This is a genomic window from Pseudomonas sp. SDO5271_S396, assembly GCF_054071795.1.
In genome coordinates this window covers 58,415-80,609 of the sequence record NZ_JBSVWB010000006.1, presented here as the reverse complement: position 1 = coordinate 80,609, position 22,195 = coordinate 58,415, and the positions used below count along the sequence as shown (strand labels likewise).

Here is a 22,195-nt window from a genome sequence, read left to right as displayed (position 1 = left end):
GCAAAGACTTATCGAGCCTGGCCAAGCCAGGCCTGCAATTCGGAAAAACGATCTATCGTCAGCCTGGGCTCATATTGCTGCAAGGCTTCTGCGGACTGTGCGCCATAGCTGACCGCCACGCTGTCCATGCCTGCATTGCGCGCCATCATCAGGTCGAAAGAGGCATCTCCCACCATCAAGGCCTGACGCGGCGACACCCCGCAGTGAGCCAGGATCTGCTCCAGCATCAACGGGTGGGGCTTGCTGGCGGTTTCGTCCGCCGCGCGGGTGATGTCGAAATAATCTTCCCAGCCATGGGCCTTGAGCACCCGATCCAGACCGCGACGGGCCTTGCCGGTGGCGACGGCCAAGTGATAACCCTGGTCACGGAACGCTGTCAGGGACTGCACCACACCCTCGAACAGCGGCGAGGGTGTGGCTTCAAGGGCAATATAGTGATCGGCGTAGTGCTCGCGGAATGCGATCAGCTCAGCGTCGCCAATGTCCGGATACAAGGTGCGGATCGCCTCGGGCAACCCCAGGCCGATGATGCCCTTGACCGCCAGATCACTGCGCAACTCGAAGCCCGAACGGGTCGACGCGACATGCATCGACTCAACGATCCGGCCAATGGAATTGGCCAGCGTCCCGTCCCAGTCAAAGATCAGCAGTTTGTAATCAAGGTGCGACACTCAAACGCTCCACGGTCTTGGCCCACATCTCATCGACCGGCGCCTGCAGCTTCAGTTCACCGCCGTCAGGCAGCGGCACAGTCAGCATGTAGGCGTGCAGGAACAGGCGCTTGCCGCCCAGGTCGCGAATCTCCTTGGAGAAATCCTCGTCGCCGTACTTGGTGTCACCAGCAATGCTGTGACCGGCGTGCAGGGTGTGCACGCGAATCTGGTGGGTACGCCCGGTGACGGGTTTGGCCTCGACCATGGTGGCAAAATCGCCGAAACGGCGCAGCACCTTGAACAGGGTCAGGGCCTCTTTGCCCTCTTCGTCCACTTCCACCATACGTTCGCCGGAGCGCAGGTTGCTCTTCTGCAACGGCGCGCGGACGCTCTTGACCGAACTGGCCCAATTGCCCCGCACCAACGCCATGTAGCGTTTGTCCACCCCATCGCCGCGCAAGGCGGTGTGAAGATGGCGCAACATGCTGCGTTTCTTGGCGATCATCAGCAGGCCGGACGTGTCGCGGTCCAGGCGATGGACCAGCTCCAGCTCCTTGGCCTCCGGGCGCAACTGACGAAAGGCTTCGATCACACCGAAATTCAGGCCACTGCCACCGTGAACCGCAATGCCGCAGGGCTTGTTGATCACAATGAGCGCCTTGTCTTCGAAGACAATCGAGGCTTCCAGGCGCTGCAACAGCCCCTGGGCGAGCGGCACGGGCTCGTCGCGCTCAGGCACGCGAACCGGTGGAACACGGACGATATCGCCCGCCTGCAGCTTGTATTCGGGCTTGATCCGGCCCTTGTTCACACGCACTTCGCCTTTACGCAAAATGCGGTAAATCAAGGTCTTGGGCACGCCTTTGAGCCTGGCCAGGAGAAAATTGTCGATGCGTTGGCCGGCATATTCCGGCGAGACCTCAAGCAGCTGGACGCTGGGGGTCTGGGGGTCGGGAGTCGTCATGGCGGCGATGATAACAATTTTTTATGGAATTGAAGCACTTAATCATTGCTGCTATAGTCGCGAACGCCGCCAAAAGCGGCCTGGACAGAGGACATACGGCAAACCGCCGACCCTGACCATCGCAATTCATCAGGACGCGAGGCCGTCCTACGGGGCTTTCGCCGCCCTGGAAGGCCCGGGATTGTAACAAGCGCAGGTGACATGAGGCCTGAAGCGAGTGCAGAAAGCAGAGTGAATACTCGCGTTTTGCGCCGATATTTACGGCCAGTTCACAAAGTGCAGTCAGTCTTGGGCCAGACCATGGCGAATGCTTCGGAAACAACGCCTGTTAAGAGCTGAGTGAGAGCGCAATCGCCCACACCTAGTCTTGTTTAGCCATGAGCGTGGACTCCCCATTGGAGAACACGGTAAATGCCAACCCGCTGCGGATTCTGCGCGCGGCAGCACCCGAATTATCAGGGATACGTGTAGGGTGGAGATGCACAACCGTCGGACCGTGTAGCACTAGGCTTATATTTAGACGCTTCATCTCGTCCACAGTCGCCGGTTGATTCCTCCTCCTGACCTTAGCTTTTGTTGAAGTGGTGCCTTTGTCACCACCGCTAACAAGCAGGACGCGTCCGTCGCGATACCGGCCCAATTGACTGGTATTTGCTGGACACTGGAGTGGCCAACCACTCTTGACGCACCTGACACCGACCGTGAGAAGTCGTGTGTGCCGAACGCCGTTTCCGGCAGCCCGGAAACCGACGGTACAACATGAAAAGAATGCTGATTAACGCAACTCAACCCGAAGAGTTGCGTGTTGCACTGGTAGATGGCCAGCGCCTCTACGACCTGGACATTGAATCCGGTGCACGCGAGCAGAAGAAAGCCAACATTTATAAAGGCCGTATCACTCGCATCGAACCCAGCCTTGAGGCCGCCTTTGTCGATTTCGGCTCCGAGCGCCACGGCTTCCTGCCTCTCAAGGAAATCTCCCGCGAATACTTCAAGAAAGCCCCTGAAGGCCGCGTGAACATCAAGGACGTCCTGAGCGAAGGCCAGGAAGTCATCGTCCAGGTGGAAAAAGAAGAACGTGGCAACAAGGGCGCCGCCCTGACCACCTTCATCAGCCTGGCCGGCCGTTACCTCGTGCTGATGCCAAACAACCCGCGTGCCGGTGGCATCTCGCGCCGCATCGAAGGCGAAGAACGCAACGAACTGCGCGAAGCGCTGAACGGCCTGATCGCTCCCGCCGACATGGGCCTGATCGTTCGCACCGCCGGCCTGGGCCGCAGCAGCGAAGAAATGCAGTGGGACCTCGACTACCTGCTGCAACTGTGGACCGCTATCAAAGAAGCGTCCCTGGACCGCTCCGCGCCATTCCTGATCTACCAGGAAAGCAACGTCATCATCCGTGCCATCCGCGATTACCTGCGCCAGGACATCGGCGAAGTGCTGATCGACAGCGTTGAAGCCCAGGACGAAGCCCTGACCTTCATTCGCCAGGTGATGCCGCAGTACGCCAGCAAGATCAAGCTGTACGAAGACAGCGTGCCGCTGTTCAACCGCTTCCAGATCGAAAGCCAGATCGAGACCGCTTTCCAGCGCGTGGTCGAACTGCCCTCCGGCGGCTCCATCGTGATCGACCCGACCGAAGCCCTGGTGTCCATCGACATCAACTCGGCCCGTGCGACCAAAGGCAGCGACATCGAAGAAACCGCCCTGCAGACCAACCTGGAAGCGGCTGAAGAAATCGCCCGCCAACTGCGTCTGCGTGATATCGGCGGCCTGATCGTGATCGACTTCATCGACATGACCCCTGCCAAGAACCAGCGCGCCGTGGAAGAGAAAGTCCGCGAATGCCTGGAAGCCGACCGTGCCCGCGTGCAGGTTGGCCGTATCTCGCGCTTCGGCCTGTTGGAAATGTCCCGTCAGCGCCTGCGCCCCTCCCTGGGCGAAAGCAGCGGCATCGTCTGCCCGCGCTGCAACGGCACCGGCATCATCCGTGACGTTGAATCGCTGTCCCTGGCGATCCTGCGCCTGATCGAAGAAGAAGCCCTGAAAGACCGCACCGCCGAAGTCCGCGCACAAGTGCCGATTCCGGTCGCAGCCTTCCTGCTCAACGAAAAACGCAACTCGATCACCAAGATCGAACTGCGCACCCGCGCCCGCATCGTCATCCTGCCGAACGATCACCTCGAAACGCCGCACTTCGAAGTGCAGCGCCTGCGTGACGACAGCCCGGAAGCCCACAACAACCAGTCCAGCTACGAAATCGCCGCTGCCGCTGCCGAAGTGGAAGAAGTCCAGCCAGCCGCCGCGACCCGCACCCTGGTTCGTCAGGAAGCAGCGGTCAAGACCGCGCCGGCCCGCGCCAACGCTCCAGTGCCAAGCGAAGCCGCCGCGCCGGTTGCCGCGCCCGCCGCACTGCCTGAGCCAAGCCTGTTCAAAGGCCTGGTGAAATCGCTGGTCAGCCTGTTCGCCACCAAGGAAGAGCCTGCCGCTCCGGTTGTGGTTGAAAAGCCCGCCGCCGAGCGCCCGGCGCGCAACGAAGAACGTCGCAACGGTCGCCAGCAGAGCCGTAACCGCAACGGTCGCCGTGACGAAGAACGCAAGCCGCGCGAAGAGCGTGCCCCACGTGAAGAACGCGCACCGCGTGAAGAACGTGCACCTCGCGAAGCCCGTGAAGAATCCCCAACCGTAGCCCGTGAAGAACGTGCACCGCGTGAAGAGCGCGCACCACGTACCCCACGTGCACCGCGTGAAGATCGCAAGCCGCGTGGCGAGCGTGAAGAGCGCGTGCGTGAACTGCGCGAGCCTCTGGATGCCGCTCCAGCTGTCGCCGGTGCTGCCGCTGCCACCACCGAAGAGCGTCCGGCTCGCCCGCCACGCGAAGAACGTGCCCCACGACCACCGCGTGAAGAACGTCAACCACGTGCCGAACAAGCCGCTGCCGCCGCTGAAGAGGAAGTACTGACTGGCGAAGAGCAATCGCAGGAAGACGGTCAGGAAGGCGCCGAAGGTGATCGTCCACGCCGCCGCTCCCGTGGCCAGCGTCGTCGCAGCAACCGTCGCGAGCGTCAACGCGATGCCGACGGCAACGTGATCGAGGGCTCCGAAGGGACCGCCGAGAGCGCGGAAGCCAACTCTGCCGCACCGACTGGCGATCAACTGGCCGCCGGCCTGGCCGTGACGGCCGCCGTTGCCAGCTCGACCATCAGCGCACCGGCTGAAGCCCAGGCCCATGAGCAAGCCGAGCGCGCGAACGCTGCCGTTGAGGAAACCGTTGCCGTGCAAGCACCGGTTGCCGAAACCCCAGCGGTTGAAGCATCGATTGTTGAAGCACCGACTGCCGAAGCGCCAATCATGGAAGCACCGGTCGTTGAAACCGCGGTTGTTGAAGCACCTGTCGTAGAAGCAACTGCCCCAATCGAAGCCCCTGTGGTTCCGGAAGTGGAAGTTGCGCAAGCGCCTGAAGCCCTGCCGGAAGTGGTCGCTGTTGAGCCCGCCCCGGCGGTTGAAGCTCAGCCAGTGGTTGAAGCCGTCGTTGAAGCACCGGCCGTCGAAGCGACTCCAGAAGTGCGTGAAGTTCGTGAAGAACAAACCGCCTTCCAATGGAACGCCGAGCCCGCCGCTCCAACTGAAGCGCCAGCGCCTGCCCCTGCGGTAGAAGAAGTGCCGACGCCGGTCGCAGAAGTCGTGGCTGCCGAGCCAGAGCCTGTGGTTGAGCCAGCACCGGTCGTTGAAGCAGCGCCAGTGGTGGAAGCCCCAGTCGTTGCGGAAGTCATCGCCCCGGTAGTGGAAGTCGCCCCGGCCAGCGCCCTGACCGAAAACGGCCGCGCCCCGAACGACCCACGTGAAGTGCGCCGTCGCCGCAAGGAAGCTGAAGCCGCAGCCGCTGCTGCTGCTGCCGCACAGGAAGCAGAACAAGAGAGCAAACCGCTCGTCTGATTCCAGCAGCCAATAAAAAGCCCCGCCTGAGCGATCAGGCGGGGCTTTTTTATGCGCGCTCGGTTATGGGTAATGCAATGACGCGGGCACATCCACGTCCCACAACACGCCCGGATCCTCTACTTTCACCTCCCGCACCGTCGCCCGTGCGAACAATGGCTTCGCGCCGCGATCTCCGCTCAACGCCATCAGGCCAGGCCCCAATGCCCGGTCAAACGCCACAGGATGACCGTATTCACCCTCGTGCACCGGTACGCTGATGCCTCCCGCCGGCAGCCCTTCGATCACCCGCTCCATGCTGGCGGTCTGAATGAACGGCATATCGCCCAACACCACCAGCCAACCCTCCGCCGCACCACTGGCGGCGACTGCCGCCGCGATGCTGTCGCCCATGCCCGCCGATCGCAGCAGCAGGACTTCGCAGCCATCCGCCCTGGCCAACCGGATCACGTCCGTACGGTCAGGGGCTGTCACCACCCAGCGCTTTTCCACGCTTCGCGGCAGATTCACCAGCACCTGCTCGATCACCGGTCGAATCACACCATCACGGCCCACACATTCGGCCAATAACTTATCTCGCTCCGCCCCGGCTTCGGCGCGGAAGCGACTGCCCTGCCCCGCCGCGAGCACAATCGCCGTGACGGTCAATCAGCCACCACCGGCAACGGTTTCTTCTGCATGGGCGCCACACCATTCTTGATGGCCACGATTTCGGCCAACAACGACAACGCGATCTCGGATGGCGTATGACTGCCGATATGCAAACCGATGGGCCCGTGCAAGCGCGCGATCGCCTCCGCCGACAGCCCGAGGGCCGCGAGGTTTTCCCGGCGTTTCTGGCTATTGACCCGCGAGCCAAGGGCTCCGATGTAGAACGCCGTGGAGTTCAACGCCGTGAGCAACGCCATATCATCCAGGCGCGGGTCATGGGTGAGGCACACGATGGCAGTGCGCTCATCGGTCTGGATATTCAACACCGCCTCATCAGGCATGCCTGGTACAAAACGGCCATGCTGCGCTTCCCAGCCATAGACGAACTCGTCACGCGGGTCGCAGATCAACACTTCGAAGTCCAGCAGTCGCGCCATTTCCGCCACATAGCGCGACAATTGCCCGGCCCCGATCAACAACAGGCGCCAGCGCGGGCCATAGATGGCACGCAGGCGCTCGCCGTCAAAGGTCACTGTATCGGTCTTGCTCGCCGCACTCAGGGTCACTTCGCCGGTGGCGAGATTGAGCTCGCGGGCGACGATCTGATGATCCTCACACCGAGCCAGCAACGCTTCCACCCAGTCCCATTCGGCCACCCGCTCTTCGGTCAGGCGCAAAGTACCGCCGCAAGGCAGGCCAAAACGCGCCGCCTCATCGCGGGTCACACCGTAGGTCACCAGTTGCACCGGCGGTCCGTCTTCCGCCAGGCGACCATCCTGCAAACGGGCGATCAGGTCATCCTCGATGCAACCACCCGACACCGAACCGATCACCACGCCGTCGCCGCGCAAGGCCAGCATGGCCCCCGGTGGACGCGGCGCGCTGCCCCAGGTCTGGACCACGCTGTACAACACCACCCGCTGTCCGGCGCGGCGCCATTCCAGCACGCTGCGCAGGACATTCAGATCCACGCTGTCCATCAGGCCTTCGCCTCCTGCCAGCCCTGCAACTGATAACGCACCGGCAGGTTGCGGATACGCTGGCCGGTCGCGGCAAAGATCGCATTGCACAGGGCCGGCGCAATCGGTGGCACACCCGGCTCGCCGACGCCGCCCAACGGCACCTCGCCTTTGGGCGTGACCAGATGCACGGCGATCTCCTTCGGCGCCAGGGACATGCGCGCCACTTCGTACATGTGGAAGTTGTCCTGTTGAACCTTGCCGTCCTTGAAGCTGATTTCACCCAGCACCGCATTGCCCAGGCCCATCACGCAGGCGCCTTCGAATTGCGAGCGGATGCGTTCCGGGTTGATCTGCGGGCCGCAATCCACGGCGATATCGGCCTTGTGCACGATCAAGGTACCGTCGCCTTTGACTTCCACCTCGATCACCGCCGCTACATAGGTCACGAAGCTGTAATGCACCGCCAGGCCCAAGCCACGCCCCTTGGGCAGCGTACGGCCCCAGCCGGCCGCCTTGGCTGCGGTTTCCAGCACATCGCGCATACGGGCGGTGTCGATGGGGTAGCGTTCCGGGGATTCACCGTAGTTCCACTCATCACTCAAGGTCTTGGGATCGATCTGACGGTCCGGCCCGAGCAATTTGATCTGGTACTTCAATGGGTCTTCGCCAGCCTTGTGCGCCAACTCGTCGACAAAGCTCTGGATCGCAAAGCCGTGGGGGATGTTCGACACCGAACGGTACCAACCTACCCGGGTGTGCGCCGCCGCTTCGGGGTTTTCCAGGCGCACATTGGGAATCGCGTAGGCCATGTTGGTAAAGCCCATGCCCAGCTCGAACGCGGCCTCATGGTTCATGCCCGGGGCAAACAGCGCAGTGATGCTCGGGGCCACCGTGCGATGCAGCCACGCCGATGGCAGGCCATCCTTGTTCAGCCCGGCCTTGAGGTACTCGGCGGACACGGTATGGAAGTAGGAATTATGGATATCGTCCTCGCGGGTCCACTGCACCCGCACGGCCTTGCCGGGAAATTCCTTGGCCAGCACGGCGGCTTCGATGATGAAGTCCGGCTTGGATTTGCGCCCGAAACCACCGCCCAGCAGCGTCACATTGAAGGTGACGTTATCGAATGGCAGCCCCAGGCGCTCAGCGATCCGCTCGCGGGTCACTTGCGGTGCCTGGCTCGGACCCCAGGCCTGGCATTCACCCTTGTCGAAGCGGGCAATGGCAACCATCGGCTCCATCGGCGACTGCGACAGATGCGGCAGATAGTAGGCGGCTTCCAGGGTGCTGTCGGCGTCGCCCATGGCCTGATCGAGGGTGCCGGTGTTGCGCACCACCTTGCCCGGTTTCAGCGCGGCGGCCTCCAGCTCCTTACGGTAGTCGATGGAGTTGTAGCCGGCATTGACGCCGTCATCCCACACGATGCTCAACGCTTCGCGCCCCTTGATGGCCGCCCAGGTGTTGCTGGCAACCACGGCCACACCGCCCAGGGGCTGGAACTCGGAGGGCAAGGGGCGGCTTTCGATCTCCAGCACCTTGATCACCCCCGGCACTTTCAACGCCGCAGCCGCATCGAAGGATTTGACCTTGCCGCCATAGACCTTGGGCCGCGCGATGGTGGCGTAGAGCATGCCATCGAAATGCACATCGGCACCGTACACCGCACGACCGTTGACGATATCCGCACCGTCGATGGCCTTGACGCCTTCCTTGCCGATGTAGCGGAATTCCGACGGTTGCTTGAGACGCAGACCGTCCCGCGCCGGCACTGCCAGAGCCCCGGCGGCAGTGGCCAGGGCGCCGTAACCCAGTTCCCGCCCACTCGGCTGGTGAACCACCTTGTGCAATTGCGCGCGGCATTCACCGACCGGGACCTTCCACTGGTCGGCGGCAGCCTGCTCCAGCATCGCTCGCATGCTGGCGCCGCAGCGGCGCATGGGTTCATACCAGTGACGCATGCTGCGTGAGCCGTCGGTGTCCTGGTTGCCGTAGCGCACCTCGTCGCCCGGCGCTTGCTGGACCTTTACATGGGCCCAGTCCGCGTCCAGCTCGTCGGCCACCACCAGGCTCAGGCTGGTACGTACGCCCTGGCCCATCTCCGACCGGTTGCACACCACCGTCACGGTGCCATCGGTGGCGATGCTGACGTAGACCTTGGGGTCGTCGATCAGGCCATTGGGCATGGCATCGCCGCCGTATTTTTTGACCTCATCCGCCGCGAAGACATCGGGCAAGCCCCAACTGGCGGCAATCACCAGCGCGCCAGTGGCGCCGACGCCCTTGAGAAAACCGCGGCGACTGAGGTTATTGAGGACGAAATCCGCAGGAAGCTGGCTCATGCCTTGGCCTCCTGCAAGTGGGTGGAGGCCTGGCGGATCGCGGTCTTGATGCGGTTGTAGGTGCCGCAACGGCAGATGTTGCCGACCATCGCCTCTTCGATTTGCTCATCACTGGGGTTGGGGTTGGTCTTGAGCAACGCGGTGGCCGACATGATCTGCCCGCCCTGACAGTAACCACACTGGGCCACGGCGGTGTCCAGCCAGGCTTGCTGCACGACCTTGCCGATGGGATCGGTGTGCAGGTTGTCGATGGTGCTGATGGCCTGGCCCTTGACCGAGCCGATCGGGGTAATGCAACTGCGCGCCGGCGAGCCGTCGATATGGATGGTGCAAGCGCCGCACAGGCCCATGCCGCAACCGAATTTGGTGCCGTTGTAACCCGCCACATCACGAATCGCCCATAACAGCGGCATATCTTCCGTGACGTCCAAGGGATGGTCTTGACCGTTGAGTTTCAGGGTAATCATGGACACGCCCGCCTATTCACTGCGTTTTAGGGGCGAGCCATCTGCCGCATGGGTGATGCCGGTTCGGTGCGCACAGATGGGCTCAGGCTAAGGAGGCTCTCTTGTGAAGACAGGTCTTCACCGGGCCTTTGATGGAGCATCTACTTAATGTAAACCAAAAAGCCCGGATGTGGCCGCGCATAAATGCAAACGCCCCGAACAAGTCGGGGCGTTTGGGGGGCTGCGGCGTGGGCTCACGCCATCAGCGGCTTACTTGACGACAGGTGCAGGGCCTTCGGCCACGCCCAGGTCATCCAGTTCGCGGGTTTCCGAGATACCGGTACCGCCGGATGCCAGTTCGCTTTGCAGCTTGTCGGTATCCAGTTCCTTGACCCACTTGGCCACAACGATGGTGGCAACAGCGTTACCAACAAGGTTGGTCAGCGCGCGGGCTTCGGACATGAAGCGGTCGATACCCAGGATCAGCGCCAGGCCGGCAACCGGCAGGTGACCCACGGCCGACAGGGTGGCCGCCAGTACGATGAAGCCCGAACCGGTCACGCCAGCAGCGCCTTTGGAGGACAGCAGCAGCACCAGCAGCAGGGTGATCTGGTGAGTGATGTCCATGTGGGTGTCAGTCGCCTGGGCGATGAACACGGCAGCCATGGTCAGGTAGATCGAAGTACCGTCGAGGTTGAAGGAGTAGCCGGTCGGGATCACCAGACCTACTACGGATTTCTTCGCGCCCAGACGTTCCATCTTGATCAGCATGCGTGGCAGTGCGGATTCGGAGGAGGAAGTACCCAGAACGATCAGCAGTTCTTCACGGATGTAGCGAACCAGCTTCAACACGCTGAAACCGTGTGCGCGGCAGATGGCGCCCAGCACCACCAGCACGAACAGGACGCAGGTGATGTAGAAGCAGATCATCAGTTGACCCAGTTGCACCAGGGACCCCACACCGTAGGCACCGATGGTGAACGCCATGGCGCCCAGGGCACCGATTGGCGCGAGCTTCATGATCATGTTGATGATGTTGAACATCACGTGGGCGAAACGATCGATGAAGTCCAGTACCGGCTTGCCGTAGGCACCCAGGCGGTGCAGGGCGAAACCGAAGATCACCGAGAACATCAGCACTTGCAGGATGTCGCCGTTGGCGAACGCGCCGACGATGGTGTTGGGAATCACGTTGAGGATGAAGCCCACAACGCTCTGGTCCGCACCCTGGGTCACGTAGGTGGCGATTTTCGAAGCGTCGAGCTTGGTCACGTCGACGTGCATGCCGGCGCCCGGCTCGATCACGTTGACCACGACCAGGCCTACCAGCAGGGCGATGGTGGAAACGATTTCGAAGTACAACAGCGCGTAACCGCCGGTCTTGCCGACCGATTTCATGCTCTGCATGCCAGCGATGCCGCTGACAACGGTGCAGAAGATGATCGGTGCGATGACCATTTTGATCAGTTTGATGAACCCGTCACCCAGTGGCTTGAGGGCCACACCGGTCTGTGGGTAGAAGTGACCGAGCAAAATACCGATAACGATTGCAACGATCACCTGGAAATACAGGGATTTGTACAGTGGCTGACGAGTCGTCATTGCAAAGTTCCTCAATCGTCCCGTGTGGCAAATATCCGCCATTGCCCACGACACTTGAATTGCGAACCCTCCTGCACTGGAGGGATTTGTTGTTTGCGAAGTCTGCAGGAACAGGCTTGCGCTGTGATCTTTATCGCAAACGCCGTGCCACTTTTGCGAAAATCCCTGAAGGCCTTTAGACATCAGGGCTCCGGGTTTTTCGGTGATCTTCGACACACGAAAGCCGGTGGCGGTTTTCCGCCCACTCGCCGTATCTCGTCCTACAATTTGGCGGATATCCGCCTTGTTGCCACTGCGGGTGATGGCTACCCTTCGTCATTCCATGGACGAGGCCCCTTCATGCGCGAACGTACCATCGCCAGTCACTATGCCCGCGCCGCCCTGGGTGGTGCACGCCGGGCCGGCTACGACTACTCGGGCCTGTTGCAACAAGTGGGCATCAGCCCGGAACTGTTGACCGAACCCCGTGCCCGCATGGCGCCCGAGCAATTTACCCATCTGCTGCAAAGGCTCTGGCTGGCGCTGGATGACGAGTACCTGGGGTTTGCCGACGGCCCGAGCAAGCGCGGCACATTTGCCATGATGTGCCACGCGCTGATCCACTGCCGCACCCTGGAGAAGGCCCTGGAACGCGGCTTATTGTTTTATAGCCTATTCCCGCAAGGACCGCGCTGGCAGCTGACACGCGAAGGTGAAATGGCCCGCTTGAGCCTGGACGACACTCAGCTCTGGGACCCGGACCACTTCCTCAGCGAATGCCTGCTGGTAATCTGGCATCGTCTGGGCAGTTGGCTGATCGGCCAGCGCATCCGGCTGACCGAAGCCACCTTCAGCTACCCGAAGCCGGCCCACGCCGCTGAATACGACCTGCTCTTCCCCTGTCCCCAGGTATTCGGTGCACCGAACAGCAGCCTGGTATTTCACGCCCGCTACCTGAGTCTGCCGTTGTTGCAGGATGAACGTACCCTCAAGCTTTTTCTCCAACGCTCGCCTGCCGACCTGTTGTCGCGGCCGGACGAAGGCGACAGCTTGACCAGCCAACTGCGCCGCCTGCTCAGCCGAGACCGCACGCCCTGGCCTGACCTGGACGCCGTCGCCCAGCACCTGCATGTCAGCCCGCAAACCCTGCGTCGGCATCTGCGCGAGGAAGGCACCAGCTTTCAGGCCCTCAAGGATGAGCTGCGGCGAGATATCGCCATTTACCATCTGGGACGGGCGGACCTGTCTCTGCAGGCAATTGCCGAGCAGTTGGGGTTCTCCGAACCGTCGGCGTTTCATCGGGCGTTCAAGAAGTGGACCGGGCTGACGCCGGGGGCGTATCGCGCGCAGGAGAATTAGGGGGCTGCCTGTACCGGCCTCTTCGCAGGCAAGCCAGCTCCCACAGCGGATGGTGTTCACAATTCAGGACATGTGAGAACGCGATCAATTGTGGGAGCTGGCTTGCCTGCGATGAAGCCAGAACAGTCAATAAAGATCAGACTGCCGGAAAATGAATCCTGAACGCCGCCCCGCCCAGCGTTGAATCGCCAAGGGTCAGTTGCGCGCCATAGCTCTGGATGATGTCCTTGACCACCGCCAGGCCGATGCCCTGCCCCGGGTGCTGGCGGTCCAGGCGTTCACCCCGTTGCAGGATGCGTGCGCGTTGATCCGGCGGCACGCCCGGGCCGTCGTCTTCGATGCACAGCTCGGCGCCGTCCAGGTCTTGCGTCAGGCTGATGCGCACCTGGCTCAGGCACAGGCGGTAGGCGTTTTCCAGCAGGTTGCCGAGCAGCTCCAGCAACGCGCCTTTCTCGATCGGTACGTCGCATTCTTCCGGCAACTCAAAGGACACCGTGACGCGTTTGTCGCGGTAGACCTTGTCCAGTGTGTCACACAGACTTTGCAGCACCGGCTCCAGGCGCACCTGATGGCGTACCAGGCCGCTTTTGCGCAAGCTGGCGCGCTGCAACTGGTAGCTGATCTGCTGGCTCATGCGCTCGATCTGCGATTGCAGCACCCAGGCCTGGTCGCGATCTTCGGGGCGCTGGGCCATGTCCTCGCTCACCCCTTGCAATACGGCGAGCGGGGTTTTCAGGCTGTGGGCCAGGTCGTCGAGGGAATCGCGATACCGCGCGCGCTGTTCACGCTCGCTGTACAGCAAACGGTTGAGGGAGCCAGTGAGGCGCAACAGTTCACGCGGGTGCTCTTCGGTCAGGCTCTCGCGGGTCCCGCCTTCGATCTGGTCGAGTTCCTGGCTCAGGCGGCGCAGGGCTTGCAAGCCCCAGGTCAGGCCCAGCCAGAGCAAGGTCAGCAGCACCAGCAACGCCGCGCCGAAGCCCAGATAGAGGTTTTCACGCAGGCCTTCGAGGGTCAGCTGGTATTCGCGCACCGGTTGCAGCGCGACGATGCTGAACGCCGCGCTTTTGCCGCCCAGCAGCTTGACCTCGACGTCGTAGACGAAGAACTCCTGGCCATTGGCTTCGCGGATTCGCGCAAACTCGTTGCCGCGCCCGTCATAGCGCGGCTTGTAGTTGATGTTTTCTTCCTGGGTCGCCCGCGAGCGCCACACCAGATGGCCTTCACGGTCGTAGATATAGCCGAGCAAACGACTATCGGTGAGATTGAAGCGCTCGTCCGGCAACTGCGCCGGCATCAGCAAACGGTTGTTCTCGACCCGCGCGGCGGAGATCAGGGTGGTGACATCCGACGCCAGGCGCTGCTCGATGGAGTCCTGCAACGCCAGGCTGAATGCGCCTTGCATGGCGGGCAACAAACCGAGCATGAACAGCACGGCCAGGGTGGCGGCCGCCAGCATCAAGCGCACGCGAAGCGAGCGAATCAACGGCAGCGCTCATTGAACAGGTAGCCCAGGCCACGCACGGTGTCGATCGGCTTGAACCCGGCCGGGCCTTCCAGCTTGCGGCGCAGGCGACCGACCAACACTTCGATGACGTTTGGATCACGCTCGTCGTCATCGGGGTAGAGCTGTTCCATCAGACGATCCTTGGCGACCACCTGCTGATGGTGACGCATCAGGTATTCGAGGATCCGGTATTCGTAGGCGGTCAACGCCAAAGGCTGTTCGTCGAGGGACGCCTGTTTGCGGTTGAGGTCCAGCAGCAAGGGCCCAGCCACGATGGTTGACTGGGTAAAGCCACTGGAGCGGCGCAGCAAGGCATTCATGCGCGCTTCGAGCTCTTCGAACTGGAACGGCTTGACCACGTAGTCGTCAGCGCCGGCAGCCAGGCCTTCGACCTTGTCCTGCCAGTTGCCGCGAGCGGTGAGGATCAGGATCGGGAAGGTCTTGGCCTGGGTGCGCAACTGGCGAATCAGGTCCAGGCCGCCCATGCCGGGCAGGCCCAGGTCGATGATCGCCAGGTCATGGTTGAATTGCCCGGTCTGGTACAAGGCTTCCTCGGCATTGCCCACGGCCTCGACCACGTGCCCGCTGTCGGTCAGGCGGGTCAACAGGTGATGACGCAGCAGCGCCTCATCTTCCACCACCAGCAATTTCATAAGGCTCTCCAAGGCGATTCAACTGTCCGACAGAGGGATATCATAGCGGCCCTGCAGGTCTTGCGGGCGTAGTTTAATGCCATTGTACTGGGCCGTCAGGTGTTCATAGCCGGTGCGATAGCCCGGTTGCGGGACGCTGTAGCCCAGGGATTGGCCCCAGGGTGTGGGCTGGCTGCCCGCATCCTCGAAGCTGACACGCTGGATCAGCGTGCTGGATTTCCTGGTCTTTTCAGCGCCGAAACCGGCGAAAGCACCATCGCTGGCCTGTACCCCGGCGGTGGCACTGAGCATGGTCAACGCCAACATCAGCTTCTTGATCGCAGTCATGGCAATACCTCTGTGCGTTAGGCTGTTGTGTACGAACCCAGACTACGCAACGCCCCCTGAACTCCCCCTGAACAGGCTCTGAACCACGCCTGAACCACTGTGGGCTATCCACCCGCGAGCCAACTCGGCAAAATACCGCGCATGATGCCCCTACCCGCTTGCTGTACCCCATTCGACGCCTGCTGGCCGCTGCCTGAACCGCTGCCCGGCACGGTATTTCTGCGTACCCGTTTCGAAACGGCCCTGTTGACCGACGGGGATTTCCAGCACTGCGCGGTGCCGCCACCGGCGAGCATCCAGCGCTCGGTCGCCAAGCGCCAGGCAGAGTTTCTGGCCGGCCGGCTCTGCGCCCGCGCTGCCTTGCAGCAGCTTGACCACCTCGATTACATCCCGGCCATCGGTGAAGATCGCGCGCCGGTATGGCCCGCCCAGGTCAGCGGCTCCATCACCCACAGCGCCGGGCATGCCGCCGCGATTGTCGGGCACAAGGCGCAATGGCGTGGATTGGGCATGGACCTGGAAAACCTGCTGGACCTTGACCGCGCGGAGCGCCTGGCCGGGGAAATCCTGACCGCCGCTGAGCTGCTGCGCATGGCCAACCTGCCCCGTGAGCAGATCGCGCAGGTGGTGACGCTGACGTTTTCGGTCAAGGAGAGCCTGTTCAAGGCGCTGTACCCGATTGTGCAGAAACGCTTTTACTTTGAGCATGCCGAGGTAGTGGAGTGGTCGGACGATGGGCGCGTGCGACTGCGGTTGCTGACGGACCTGTCAGCCGAGTGGTGTCATGGCAAAGAGTTGAATGGGCAGTTTGCGGTGGATGAGGGGCAGTTGTTGAGCCTGGTCGCCATCAGAGCTTGATAGATCGCTATCGCAGGCAAGCCAGCTCCCACATTCAGCCGAGTTCCAACTTCGGAATGCAGCCAAAATGTGGGAACTGGCTTGCCTGCGATGGCGACCTCAAGCTTTTTCCTGATCTCTAGGCCAACTCAAACTGAAACACGCCCCGCCCAGGTTGTTGCTCTTGCCGATCAACGCCCGCCCGCCATGCCAATAAATGATCCGTCGCACAATCGACAAGCCCAGGCCATGCCCCCCTGAAGCGCGGGTGCGGCTGTCGTCCAGGCGCAGGAACGGCGTGAAGATGCGCTCCCAGGCGCTTTGCGGTACGCCCGGGCCATCGTCTTCCACGTCGATACGACAGCGCACCTGCCCCACTTGATAGCTGATCAGCACCTGGCTTTGAGCATGACGCATGGCATTGCTCACCAGGTTCTGCAGGGCACGGTGCAGGTAACGCGGTTCGGCGTCGACCCAGGCATCGTCCCAGTGACTGGAAGACAGGCAAATTCCCCGGCTGACCGTAACCTGGGGACGCAGTGGCGATAATTCGCCGATCACCTGATCGAGCAAGGCGCTGAGATCGACGCGTTGAAAACTCAGCTCCGGCGAGCCCTGCTCCAACCGTGCGTACGTGAGCATTTCATCCACCAGTCCATCCAGGTCCTGGATATCGCTGTCCATGCCCTCCAGGTACTTGCGTCGGGCTTCGGAGGTGGTCGCATCGCCGAGCATTTCCAGGCCGAACCTCAGGCGCGCCACCGGAGTGCGCAACTCGTGGGACACCGCGCGCACCAGCTCGCGCTGGATCGCCAGCAGTTGCTGAAGGTGCTCGGCCATGCCATTGAAGGCGGCGGCCAGGCGGCCCACCGAATCCGCCCCCCGGGCCGGCACGCGCACTTCCAGATTGCCTTTGGCAATTCGCGTGGCGGCGGCCTCCAGCCCCCGCAGGCGTCGTTCGAGCTGACGCACCAGCCAGTAAACGATCAGACCGATCAAGGTCAGGCCGATCAAGGCGATCAGCACCAACCACTGCACCGGGTAAGGGTTCATCTGATACAGCGGGCCGAGTTCCAGCACCCAGGGCGTGCCCACCATGCCGGCAAACACCCGGATCGAATCACCGCCCTTGCCCAGGGCCATCACCGTATCGCCTTCCGAGACGCGCCGGCGCTGGTCGTCATCCATATCGGCCTGGTCGAGGGCCATCAGGTGCATGTCAAAACCGAACCCCTTGGCCTCCTTGATATCGGCCAGACGCTGCGGTTGTTCGGCCACCGGGTAGCGCACCAGTTCGTCGGCCAACAGGTAGATCGTCGCCCGGGCCAGTTGTTCGCTGATCTGCTGCACTTCGCCGCTCAAGACCAGCGGGTCCTGTTCGCTGACCAGGCGCAATACCCGGGCGGCATGCGGTCCCGTCTGCTCGACCAATACCTGACCGCGTTGCAAGCGGTTGCGCTGGCCGAGGTCCAGCTGGGCGTCGGCCAGGGGCCGCAACTCCAACGGAATCCCGAGCAAACGCTCCCACACGGCCAGGGCGCGCTGGCGCTCGATGGGGCTCATGGGTTGCAGGTTATCGCCCATCAAGGCGAAGGTGCCGTGGGCCAGACGTTCGCGGTACTGGCCACTGCGCACCTCGTTGAGCAAGTGCAACGCCAGTACGCCGAGCAGCGCCACCAGGATCAGCGCCGCGCACATGCCGCCGTAGATGCGCAGGAAGATCGAGTTCACAGCAGCATGTCGGCAGCGGCTTCGGGGACGAACAGGTAGCCCTTGCTGCGGACGGTCTTGATCAGGCGCGGATGGATCGGGTCGTCGCCGATTTTGGGGCGAATGCGCGAGATGCGCACATCGATGGAGCGGTCCTGGCCGTCATAGCCGATGCCACGCAAAGCGATGAAGATTTCTTCGCGGGACAGAATGCGCCCGGCATTGGCCACCAGCAGCCACAGCAGGTCGAATTCGGCGCTGGTCAGCTCGATCCCCGCTTCATGCAGCCAGGCTTCGCGCAGGGCGTTGTCCACCACCAGCGGGCCGAATTGCAGACGGCGCTGGCTTTCAACCGTGGCCGGCTCCGCGGGCTCACTGCGCCGCAGCAGGGCCTGGATGCGCGCCAGCAACAGGCGCGGGCGCACCGGCTTGCACACGTAGTCGTCGGCCCCCATGTCCAGGCCAAGCACCTGGTCCATGTCGTCGGTGCGCGCGGTGAGCATCAGGATCACCCCATCGTAGCGTTCACGCACCTTGCTACAGATGCTCAGGCCATCTTCGCCCGGCAGCATCAGGTCGAGGATCACCAGGTCGGGCTGCTCGCCGATAATCCGTTCGACAGCCCGTGCACCATCACCTTCCACCGACACCCGCAGGCCATTGCTCTCCAGGTAGTCGCGGGTCAATTCGGCGAGGCGCTCGTCATCCTCGACTATCAATACCTGCCAGGCTTCTTGCTCCACGGGTGACCTCTATGTCTGTAACAAACGATGGGCATCATCCAGGTAAATCAGTCGCCCGATGCGACCGATTGTAGCCATGGCCCAACCCTCAAACACAAGCCGGGAAATCCGTTCGGTGATCGCATTTTTTTGTGATAGGGTTCGCGCCCTTCGAAAATGGGCGGACTGTTTTACGCCTGAAACATTTAATGACAAACGGCGCAATCCAGCAGCAATGCGGCCTACACGGCCATTCGACCTTTCTTACACATTTTACTCACAGCGTTATCCACAGGTTACTGCGTTGCTAACCCCTCAAAAACGCATTATCTTGTACCTCGGCCCTGAGGAAGACCCTAGATGTAGGGTTTTCGACCAAGGCGCCCAACCACACAAGTGGCTCGAAACTCAAGCGTTTTATTGCTAGCGCAGCATGGAACCAACCGATTTTCAGTAGACCAAACCGCTCACGCGGATGGCAGCTGTTTCCCATCCCCGATATGGAAAACGGTACGGGTGTTGCAGGAAGAGCCTGGCACTCGCAATCAAATATAGAACGTGGAGACAACCCCCCATGCAAACCGACACAACTCGCGAGAACCCGCAAGGCTCCGTGCCGCAGGCTGCCGATTCGAACGTGGATCTGTCCGCCACCGCACCGGGCCAATTGCGTGTGATCAAGCGTAACGGCACTGTCGTTCCTTACACCGATGACAAAATCACCGTCGCCATCACCAAAGCGTTTCTTGCAGTTGAAGGCGGCACCGCAGCCGCCTCGTCGCGTATCCATGACACCGTTGCCCGCCTGACCGAACAAGTCACCGCGACCTTCAAGCGCCGCATGCCGTCGGGCGGCACCATCCACATCGAAGAAATCCAGGACCAGGTCGAACTGGCCCTGATGCGTGCCGGCGAGCAGAAAGTGGCTCGCGACTACGTGATCTACCGTGACTCGCGCGCCAAGGAACGTGCCGTGCGCGCGCCGGCCGAAACCGCGGTACAGGCTCACCCATCGATCCGCATCACCCTGGCCGACGGTTCGTTTGCTCCACTGGACCTGGGCCGCCTGAACACCATCGTGACCGAGGCCTGCGAAGGCCTGGAAGAAGTCGACGGCGACCTGATCCAGCGCGAAACCCTGAAGAACCTGTACGACGGCGTGGCCCTGACCGACGTCAACACCGCCCTGGTGATGACCGCCCGTACCCTGGTTGAACGCGAGCCGAACTACTCCTTCGTGACCGCGCGCCTGCTGATGGACACCCTGCGCGCCGAAGGCCTGGGCTTCCTGAACGTCGCCGACAGCGCCACCCACCACGAAATGGCCGACCTGTACGCCAAGGCCCTGCCGGCCTATATCGCCAAGGGTATCGAGTTCGAATTGCTGAACCCGGTGCTGGCCAGCTTCGACCTGGAAAAACTCGGCAAGGCGATCAACCACGAGCGCGATCAGCAGTTCACTTACCTGGGCCTGCAAACCCTGTACGACCGTTACTTCATCCACAAGGACGGTATCCGCTTCGAACTGCCGCAAGTGTTCTTCATGCGCGTAGCCATGGGCCTGGCCATCGAAGAGAAGCAGAAAGAAGACCGCGCCATCGAGTTCTACAACCTGCTGTCGTCCTTCGACTACATGGCGTCGACCCCGACGCTGTTCAACGCCGGTACCCTGCGTCCACAGTTGTCGAGCTGCTACCTGACCACCGTGCCGGATGACCTGTCGGGCATCTACCACGCGATCCACGACAACGCCATGCTGTCCAAATTCGCCGGCGGCCTGGGCAACGACTGGACGCCAGTGCGCGCACTGGGTTCGTACATCAAGGGCACCAATGGCAAGTCCCAGGGCGTTGTGCCGTTCCTGAAAGTCGTCAACGACACCGCTGTAGCGGTGAACCAGGGTGGCAAGCGCAAAGGCGCCGTGTGTGCCTACCTGGAAACCTGGCACATGGACATCGAAGAGTTCATCGAGCTGCGCAAGAACACCGGTGATGACCGCCGTCGTACCCACGACATGAATACCGCCAACTGGATCCCTGACCTGTTCATGAAGCGCGTCTTCGATGACGGCAAGTGGACCCTGTTCTCGCCGTCCGAAGTACCGGACCTGCACGACCTGACCGGCAAGGCCTTCGAAGAGCGCTACGAGTACTACGAAGCCCTCACCGAGTACCCGGGCAAGGTCAAGCTGTTCAAGACCATCCAGGCCAAAGACCTGTGGCGCAAAATGCTGTCCATGCTGTTTGAAACCGGCCACCCATGGCTGACCTTCAAAGACCCGTGCAACCTGCGCAGCCCGCAACAGCACGTGGGCGTGGTCCACAGCTCGAACCTGTGCACCGAGATCACCTTGAACACCAACAAGGACGAGATCGCCGTTTGCAACCTGGGCTCGATCAACCTGCCGAACCACATCGTCGACGGCAAGCTGGACACCGCCAAGCTGCAACGCACTGTGAACACCGCCGTACGCATGCTCGACAACGTGATCGACATCAACTACTACTCGGTGCCGCAAGCGCAGAACTCCAACTTCAAGCACCGTCCAGTGGGCCTGGGCATCATGGGCTTCCAGGACGCGCTGTACCTGCAGCACATTCCTTACGGCTCGGACGCTGCGGTCGACTTCGCCGACAAGTCCATGGAAGCGGTGAGCTACTACGCGATCCAGGCGTCCTGCGACCTGGCCGACGAGCGTGGCTCCTATGACACGTTCCAGGGTTCGCTGTGGTCCAAGGGCGTGCTGCCGCTGGATTCGCAACAGATCCTGATCGAAGCGCGTGGCCAGAAGTACATCGATGTGAACCTGGAAGAAACCCTGGACTGGGCGCCGGTACGTGCCCGCGTGCAGAAAGGTATTCGTAACTCCAACATCATGGCCATCGCCCCGACCGCAACCATCGCCAACATCACCGGCGTGTCGCAGTCGATCGAACCGACCTACCAGAACCTGTATGTGAAATCGAACCTGTCGGGCGAATTCACCGTGATCAACCCGTACCTGGTCCGCGACCTGAAAGCCCGCGGCCTGTGGGATTCGGTCATGATCAATGACCTGAAGTACTACGACGGTTCCGTGCAGCAGATCGAGCGCATCCCGCAAGAACTCAAAGAGCTCTACGCGACGGCTTTCGAAGTGGACACCAAGTGGATCGTAGACGCCGCCAGCCGTCGTCAGAAGTGGATCGACCAGGCTCAGTCCCTGAACCTGTACATCGCCGGTGCTTCGGGCAAGAAGCTGGACGTGACCTATCGCATGGCTTGGTACCGTGGCCTGAAAACCACTTACTATCTCCGTGCCCTGGCCGCGACCAGCACCGAGAAATCGACCATCAACACCGGCAAGCTGAACGCGGTGTCCAGTGGCGGCAACCACGGTGATGATTCGGTGCTCGCCGCACCGGCCGGCCCGGCGCCAGTGCCAAAAGCCTGCGCGATCGACGAGCCGGATTGCGAAGCTTGCCAATAAGCTGAGCCAGTAGGCGTGTAACAGCGCTTACCCCGAAACCCCCGCCAAGCCCTCACGCTTGCCGGGGGTTTTCTTTTGCCCG

At 61.9% G+C, this 22,195-nt stretch carries 16 protein-coding genes; 4 read left to right on the top strand and 12 right to left on the bottom strand.

Going from position 1 to position 22,195, the window contains the following annotated elements; all coding sequences use genetic code 11:
- Nucleotides 1-8: 8 nt before the first annotated feature.
- Both ACW9IN_RS06955 and rluC read right to left on the bottom strand, forming a co-directional pair.
- Complete coding sequence (locus tag ACW9IN_RS06955; protein ID WP_457365183.1) at nucleotides 9-671, bottom strand: HAD-IA family hydrolase; 663 nt, start codon at nucleotides 669-671, stop codon at nucleotides 9-11.
- Nucleotides 658-1,617 (bottom strand): 23S rRNA pseudouridine(955/2504/2580) synthase RluC, encoded by a 960-nt coding sequence (gene rluC, locus ACW9IN_RS06950; RefSeq protein WP_457365182.1) that lies wholly within the window; start codon nucleotides 1,615-1,617, stop codon nucleotides 658-660. Before rluC ends, ACW9IN_RS06955 begins: the two co-directional genes overlap by 14 nt.
- Before the next feature lie 768 nt (nucleotides 1,618-2,385).
- Between rluC and rne the strand changes: the two genes are divergently transcribed.
- Nucleotides 2,386-5,553 (top strand): ribonuclease E, encoded by a 3,168-nt coding sequence (gene rne / locus ACW9IN_RS06945; RefSeq protein WP_457365181.1) that lies wholly within the window; start codon nucleotides 2,386-2,388, stop codon nucleotides 5,551-5,553.
- Between the two features lie 63 nt (nucleotides 5,554-5,616).
- Here the strand turns inward: rne and ACW9IN_RS06940 are convergent, their stop codons facing one another.
- The 5 genes from ACW9IN_RS06940 to ACW9IN_RS06920 all read right to left on the bottom strand — a co-directional run bounded on the left by ACW9IN_RS06940 (nucleotide 5,617) and on the right by ACW9IN_RS06920 (nucleotide 11,553).
- Nucleotides 5,617-6,201, bottom strand: a complete 585-nt coding sequence (locus tag ACW9IN_RS06940; RefSeq protein WP_457365180.1) for a nucleotidyltransferase family protein — start codon at nucleotides 6,199-6,201, stop codon at nucleotides 5,617-5,619.
- A complete protein-coding gene (locus tag ACW9IN_RS06935; RefSeq protein ID WP_457365179.1) occupies nucleotides 6,198-7,184 on the bottom strand; it encodes an XdhC family protein in 987 nt (328 codons plus the stop codon). The genes ACW9IN_RS06940 and ACW9IN_RS06935 overlap by 4 nt, the downstream gene beginning before the upstream one ends.
- Nucleotides 7,184-9,505 (bottom strand): molybdopterin cofactor-binding domain-containing protein, encoded by a 2,322-nt coding sequence (locus tag ACW9IN_RS06930; RefSeq protein ID WP_457365178.1) that lies wholly within the window; start codon nucleotides 9,503-9,505, stop codon nucleotides 7,184-7,186. Before ACW9IN_RS06930 ends, ACW9IN_RS06935 begins: the two co-directional genes overlap by 1 nt.
- Nucleotides 9,502-9,972 (bottom strand): (2Fe-2S)-binding protein, encoded by a 471-nt coding sequence (locus tag ACW9IN_RS06925; RefSeq protein WP_457365177.1) that lies wholly within the window; start codon nucleotides 9,970-9,972, stop codon nucleotides 9,502-9,504. The genes ACW9IN_RS06930 and ACW9IN_RS06925 overlap by 4 nt, the downstream gene beginning before the upstream one ends.
- A 249-nt stretch (nucleotides 9,973-10,221) precedes the next feature.
- Nucleotides 10,222-11,553, bottom strand: a complete 1,332-nt coding sequence (locus ACW9IN_RS06920; protein WP_457365176.1) for a dicarboxylate/amino acid:cation symporter — start codon at nucleotides 11,551-11,553, stop codon at nucleotides 10,222-10,224.
- Between the two features lie 339 nt (nucleotides 11,554-11,892).
- Here ACW9IN_RS06920 and ACW9IN_RS06915 point away from each other — a divergent pair, with 339 nt between their 5' ends.
- The gene (locus ACW9IN_RS06915; protein ID WP_457365175.1) at nucleotides 11,893-12,891 is read left to right on the top strand and encodes an AraC family transcriptional regulator; all 999 of its coding nucleotides are present in this window, start codon (nucleotides 11,893-11,895) and stop codon (nucleotides 12,889-12,891) included.
- A 136-nt stretch (nucleotides 12,892-13,027) separates the two neighbouring features.
- On the opposite strand, the gene ACW9IN_RS06910 is transcribed toward ACW9IN_RS06915, so the two are convergent.
- The 3 genes from ACW9IN_RS06910 to ACW9IN_RS06900 are packed head-to-tail and all read right to left on the bottom strand — an operon-like array spanning nucleotide 13,028 to nucleotide 15,375.
- A complete protein-coding gene (locus ACW9IN_RS06910; protein ID WP_457365174.1) occupies nucleotides 13,028-14,374 on the bottom strand; it encodes an ATP-binding protein in 1,347 nt (448 codons plus the stop codon).
- Nucleotides 14,371-15,048, bottom strand: coding sequence for a response regulator (locus ACW9IN_RS06905; protein ID WP_457365173.1), 678 nt, complete (start codon nucleotides 15,046-15,048; stop codon nucleotides 14,371-14,373). The genes ACW9IN_RS06910 and ACW9IN_RS06905 overlap by 4 nt, the downstream gene beginning before the upstream one ends.
- A gap of 18 nt (nucleotides 15,049-15,066) precedes the next feature.
- The gene (locus ACW9IN_RS06900) at nucleotides 15,067-15,375 is read right to left on the bottom strand and encodes a hypothetical protein (RefSeq protein ID WP_457365172.1); all 309 of its coding nucleotides are present in this window, start codon (nucleotides 15,373-15,375) and stop codon (nucleotides 15,067-15,069) included.
- 141 nt (nucleotides 15,376-15,516) lie between these two features.
- Between ACW9IN_RS06900 and ACW9IN_RS06895 the strand changes: the two genes are divergently transcribed.
- A complete protein-coding gene (locus tag ACW9IN_RS06895) occupies nucleotides 15,517-16,233 on the top strand; it encodes a 4'-phosphopantetheinyl transferase family protein (protein ID WP_457365171.1) in 717 nt (238 codons plus the stop codon).
- Between the two features lie 99 nt (nucleotides 16,234-16,332).
- Here ACW9IN_RS06895 and ACW9IN_RS06890 read toward each other — a convergent pair whose 3' ends face one another.
- The gene (locus tag ACW9IN_RS06890; protein ID WP_457365170.1) at nucleotides 16,333-17,943 is read right to left on the bottom strand and encodes an ATP-binding protein; all 1,611 of its coding nucleotides are present in this window, start codon (nucleotides 17,941-17,943) and stop codon (nucleotides 16,333-16,335) included.
- Nucleotides 17,940-18,665, bottom strand: coding sequence for a response regulator (locus ACW9IN_RS06885; protein WP_457365169.1), 726 nt, complete (start codon nucleotides 18,663-18,665; stop codon nucleotides 17,940-17,942). The genes ACW9IN_RS06890 and ACW9IN_RS06885 overlap by 4 nt, the downstream gene beginning before the upstream one ends.
- A 553-nt stretch (nucleotides 18,666-19,218) precedes the next feature.
- Here ACW9IN_RS06885 and ACW9IN_RS06880 point away from each other — a divergent pair.
- Nucleotides 19,219-22,113 (top strand): ribonucleoside-diphosphate reductase subunit alpha, encoded by a 2,895-nt coding sequence (locus tag ACW9IN_RS06880; RefSeq protein ID WP_457365168.1) that lies wholly within the window; start codon nucleotides 19,219-19,221, stop codon nucleotides 22,111-22,113.
- Nucleotides 22,114-22,195: the final 82 nt, after the last annotated feature.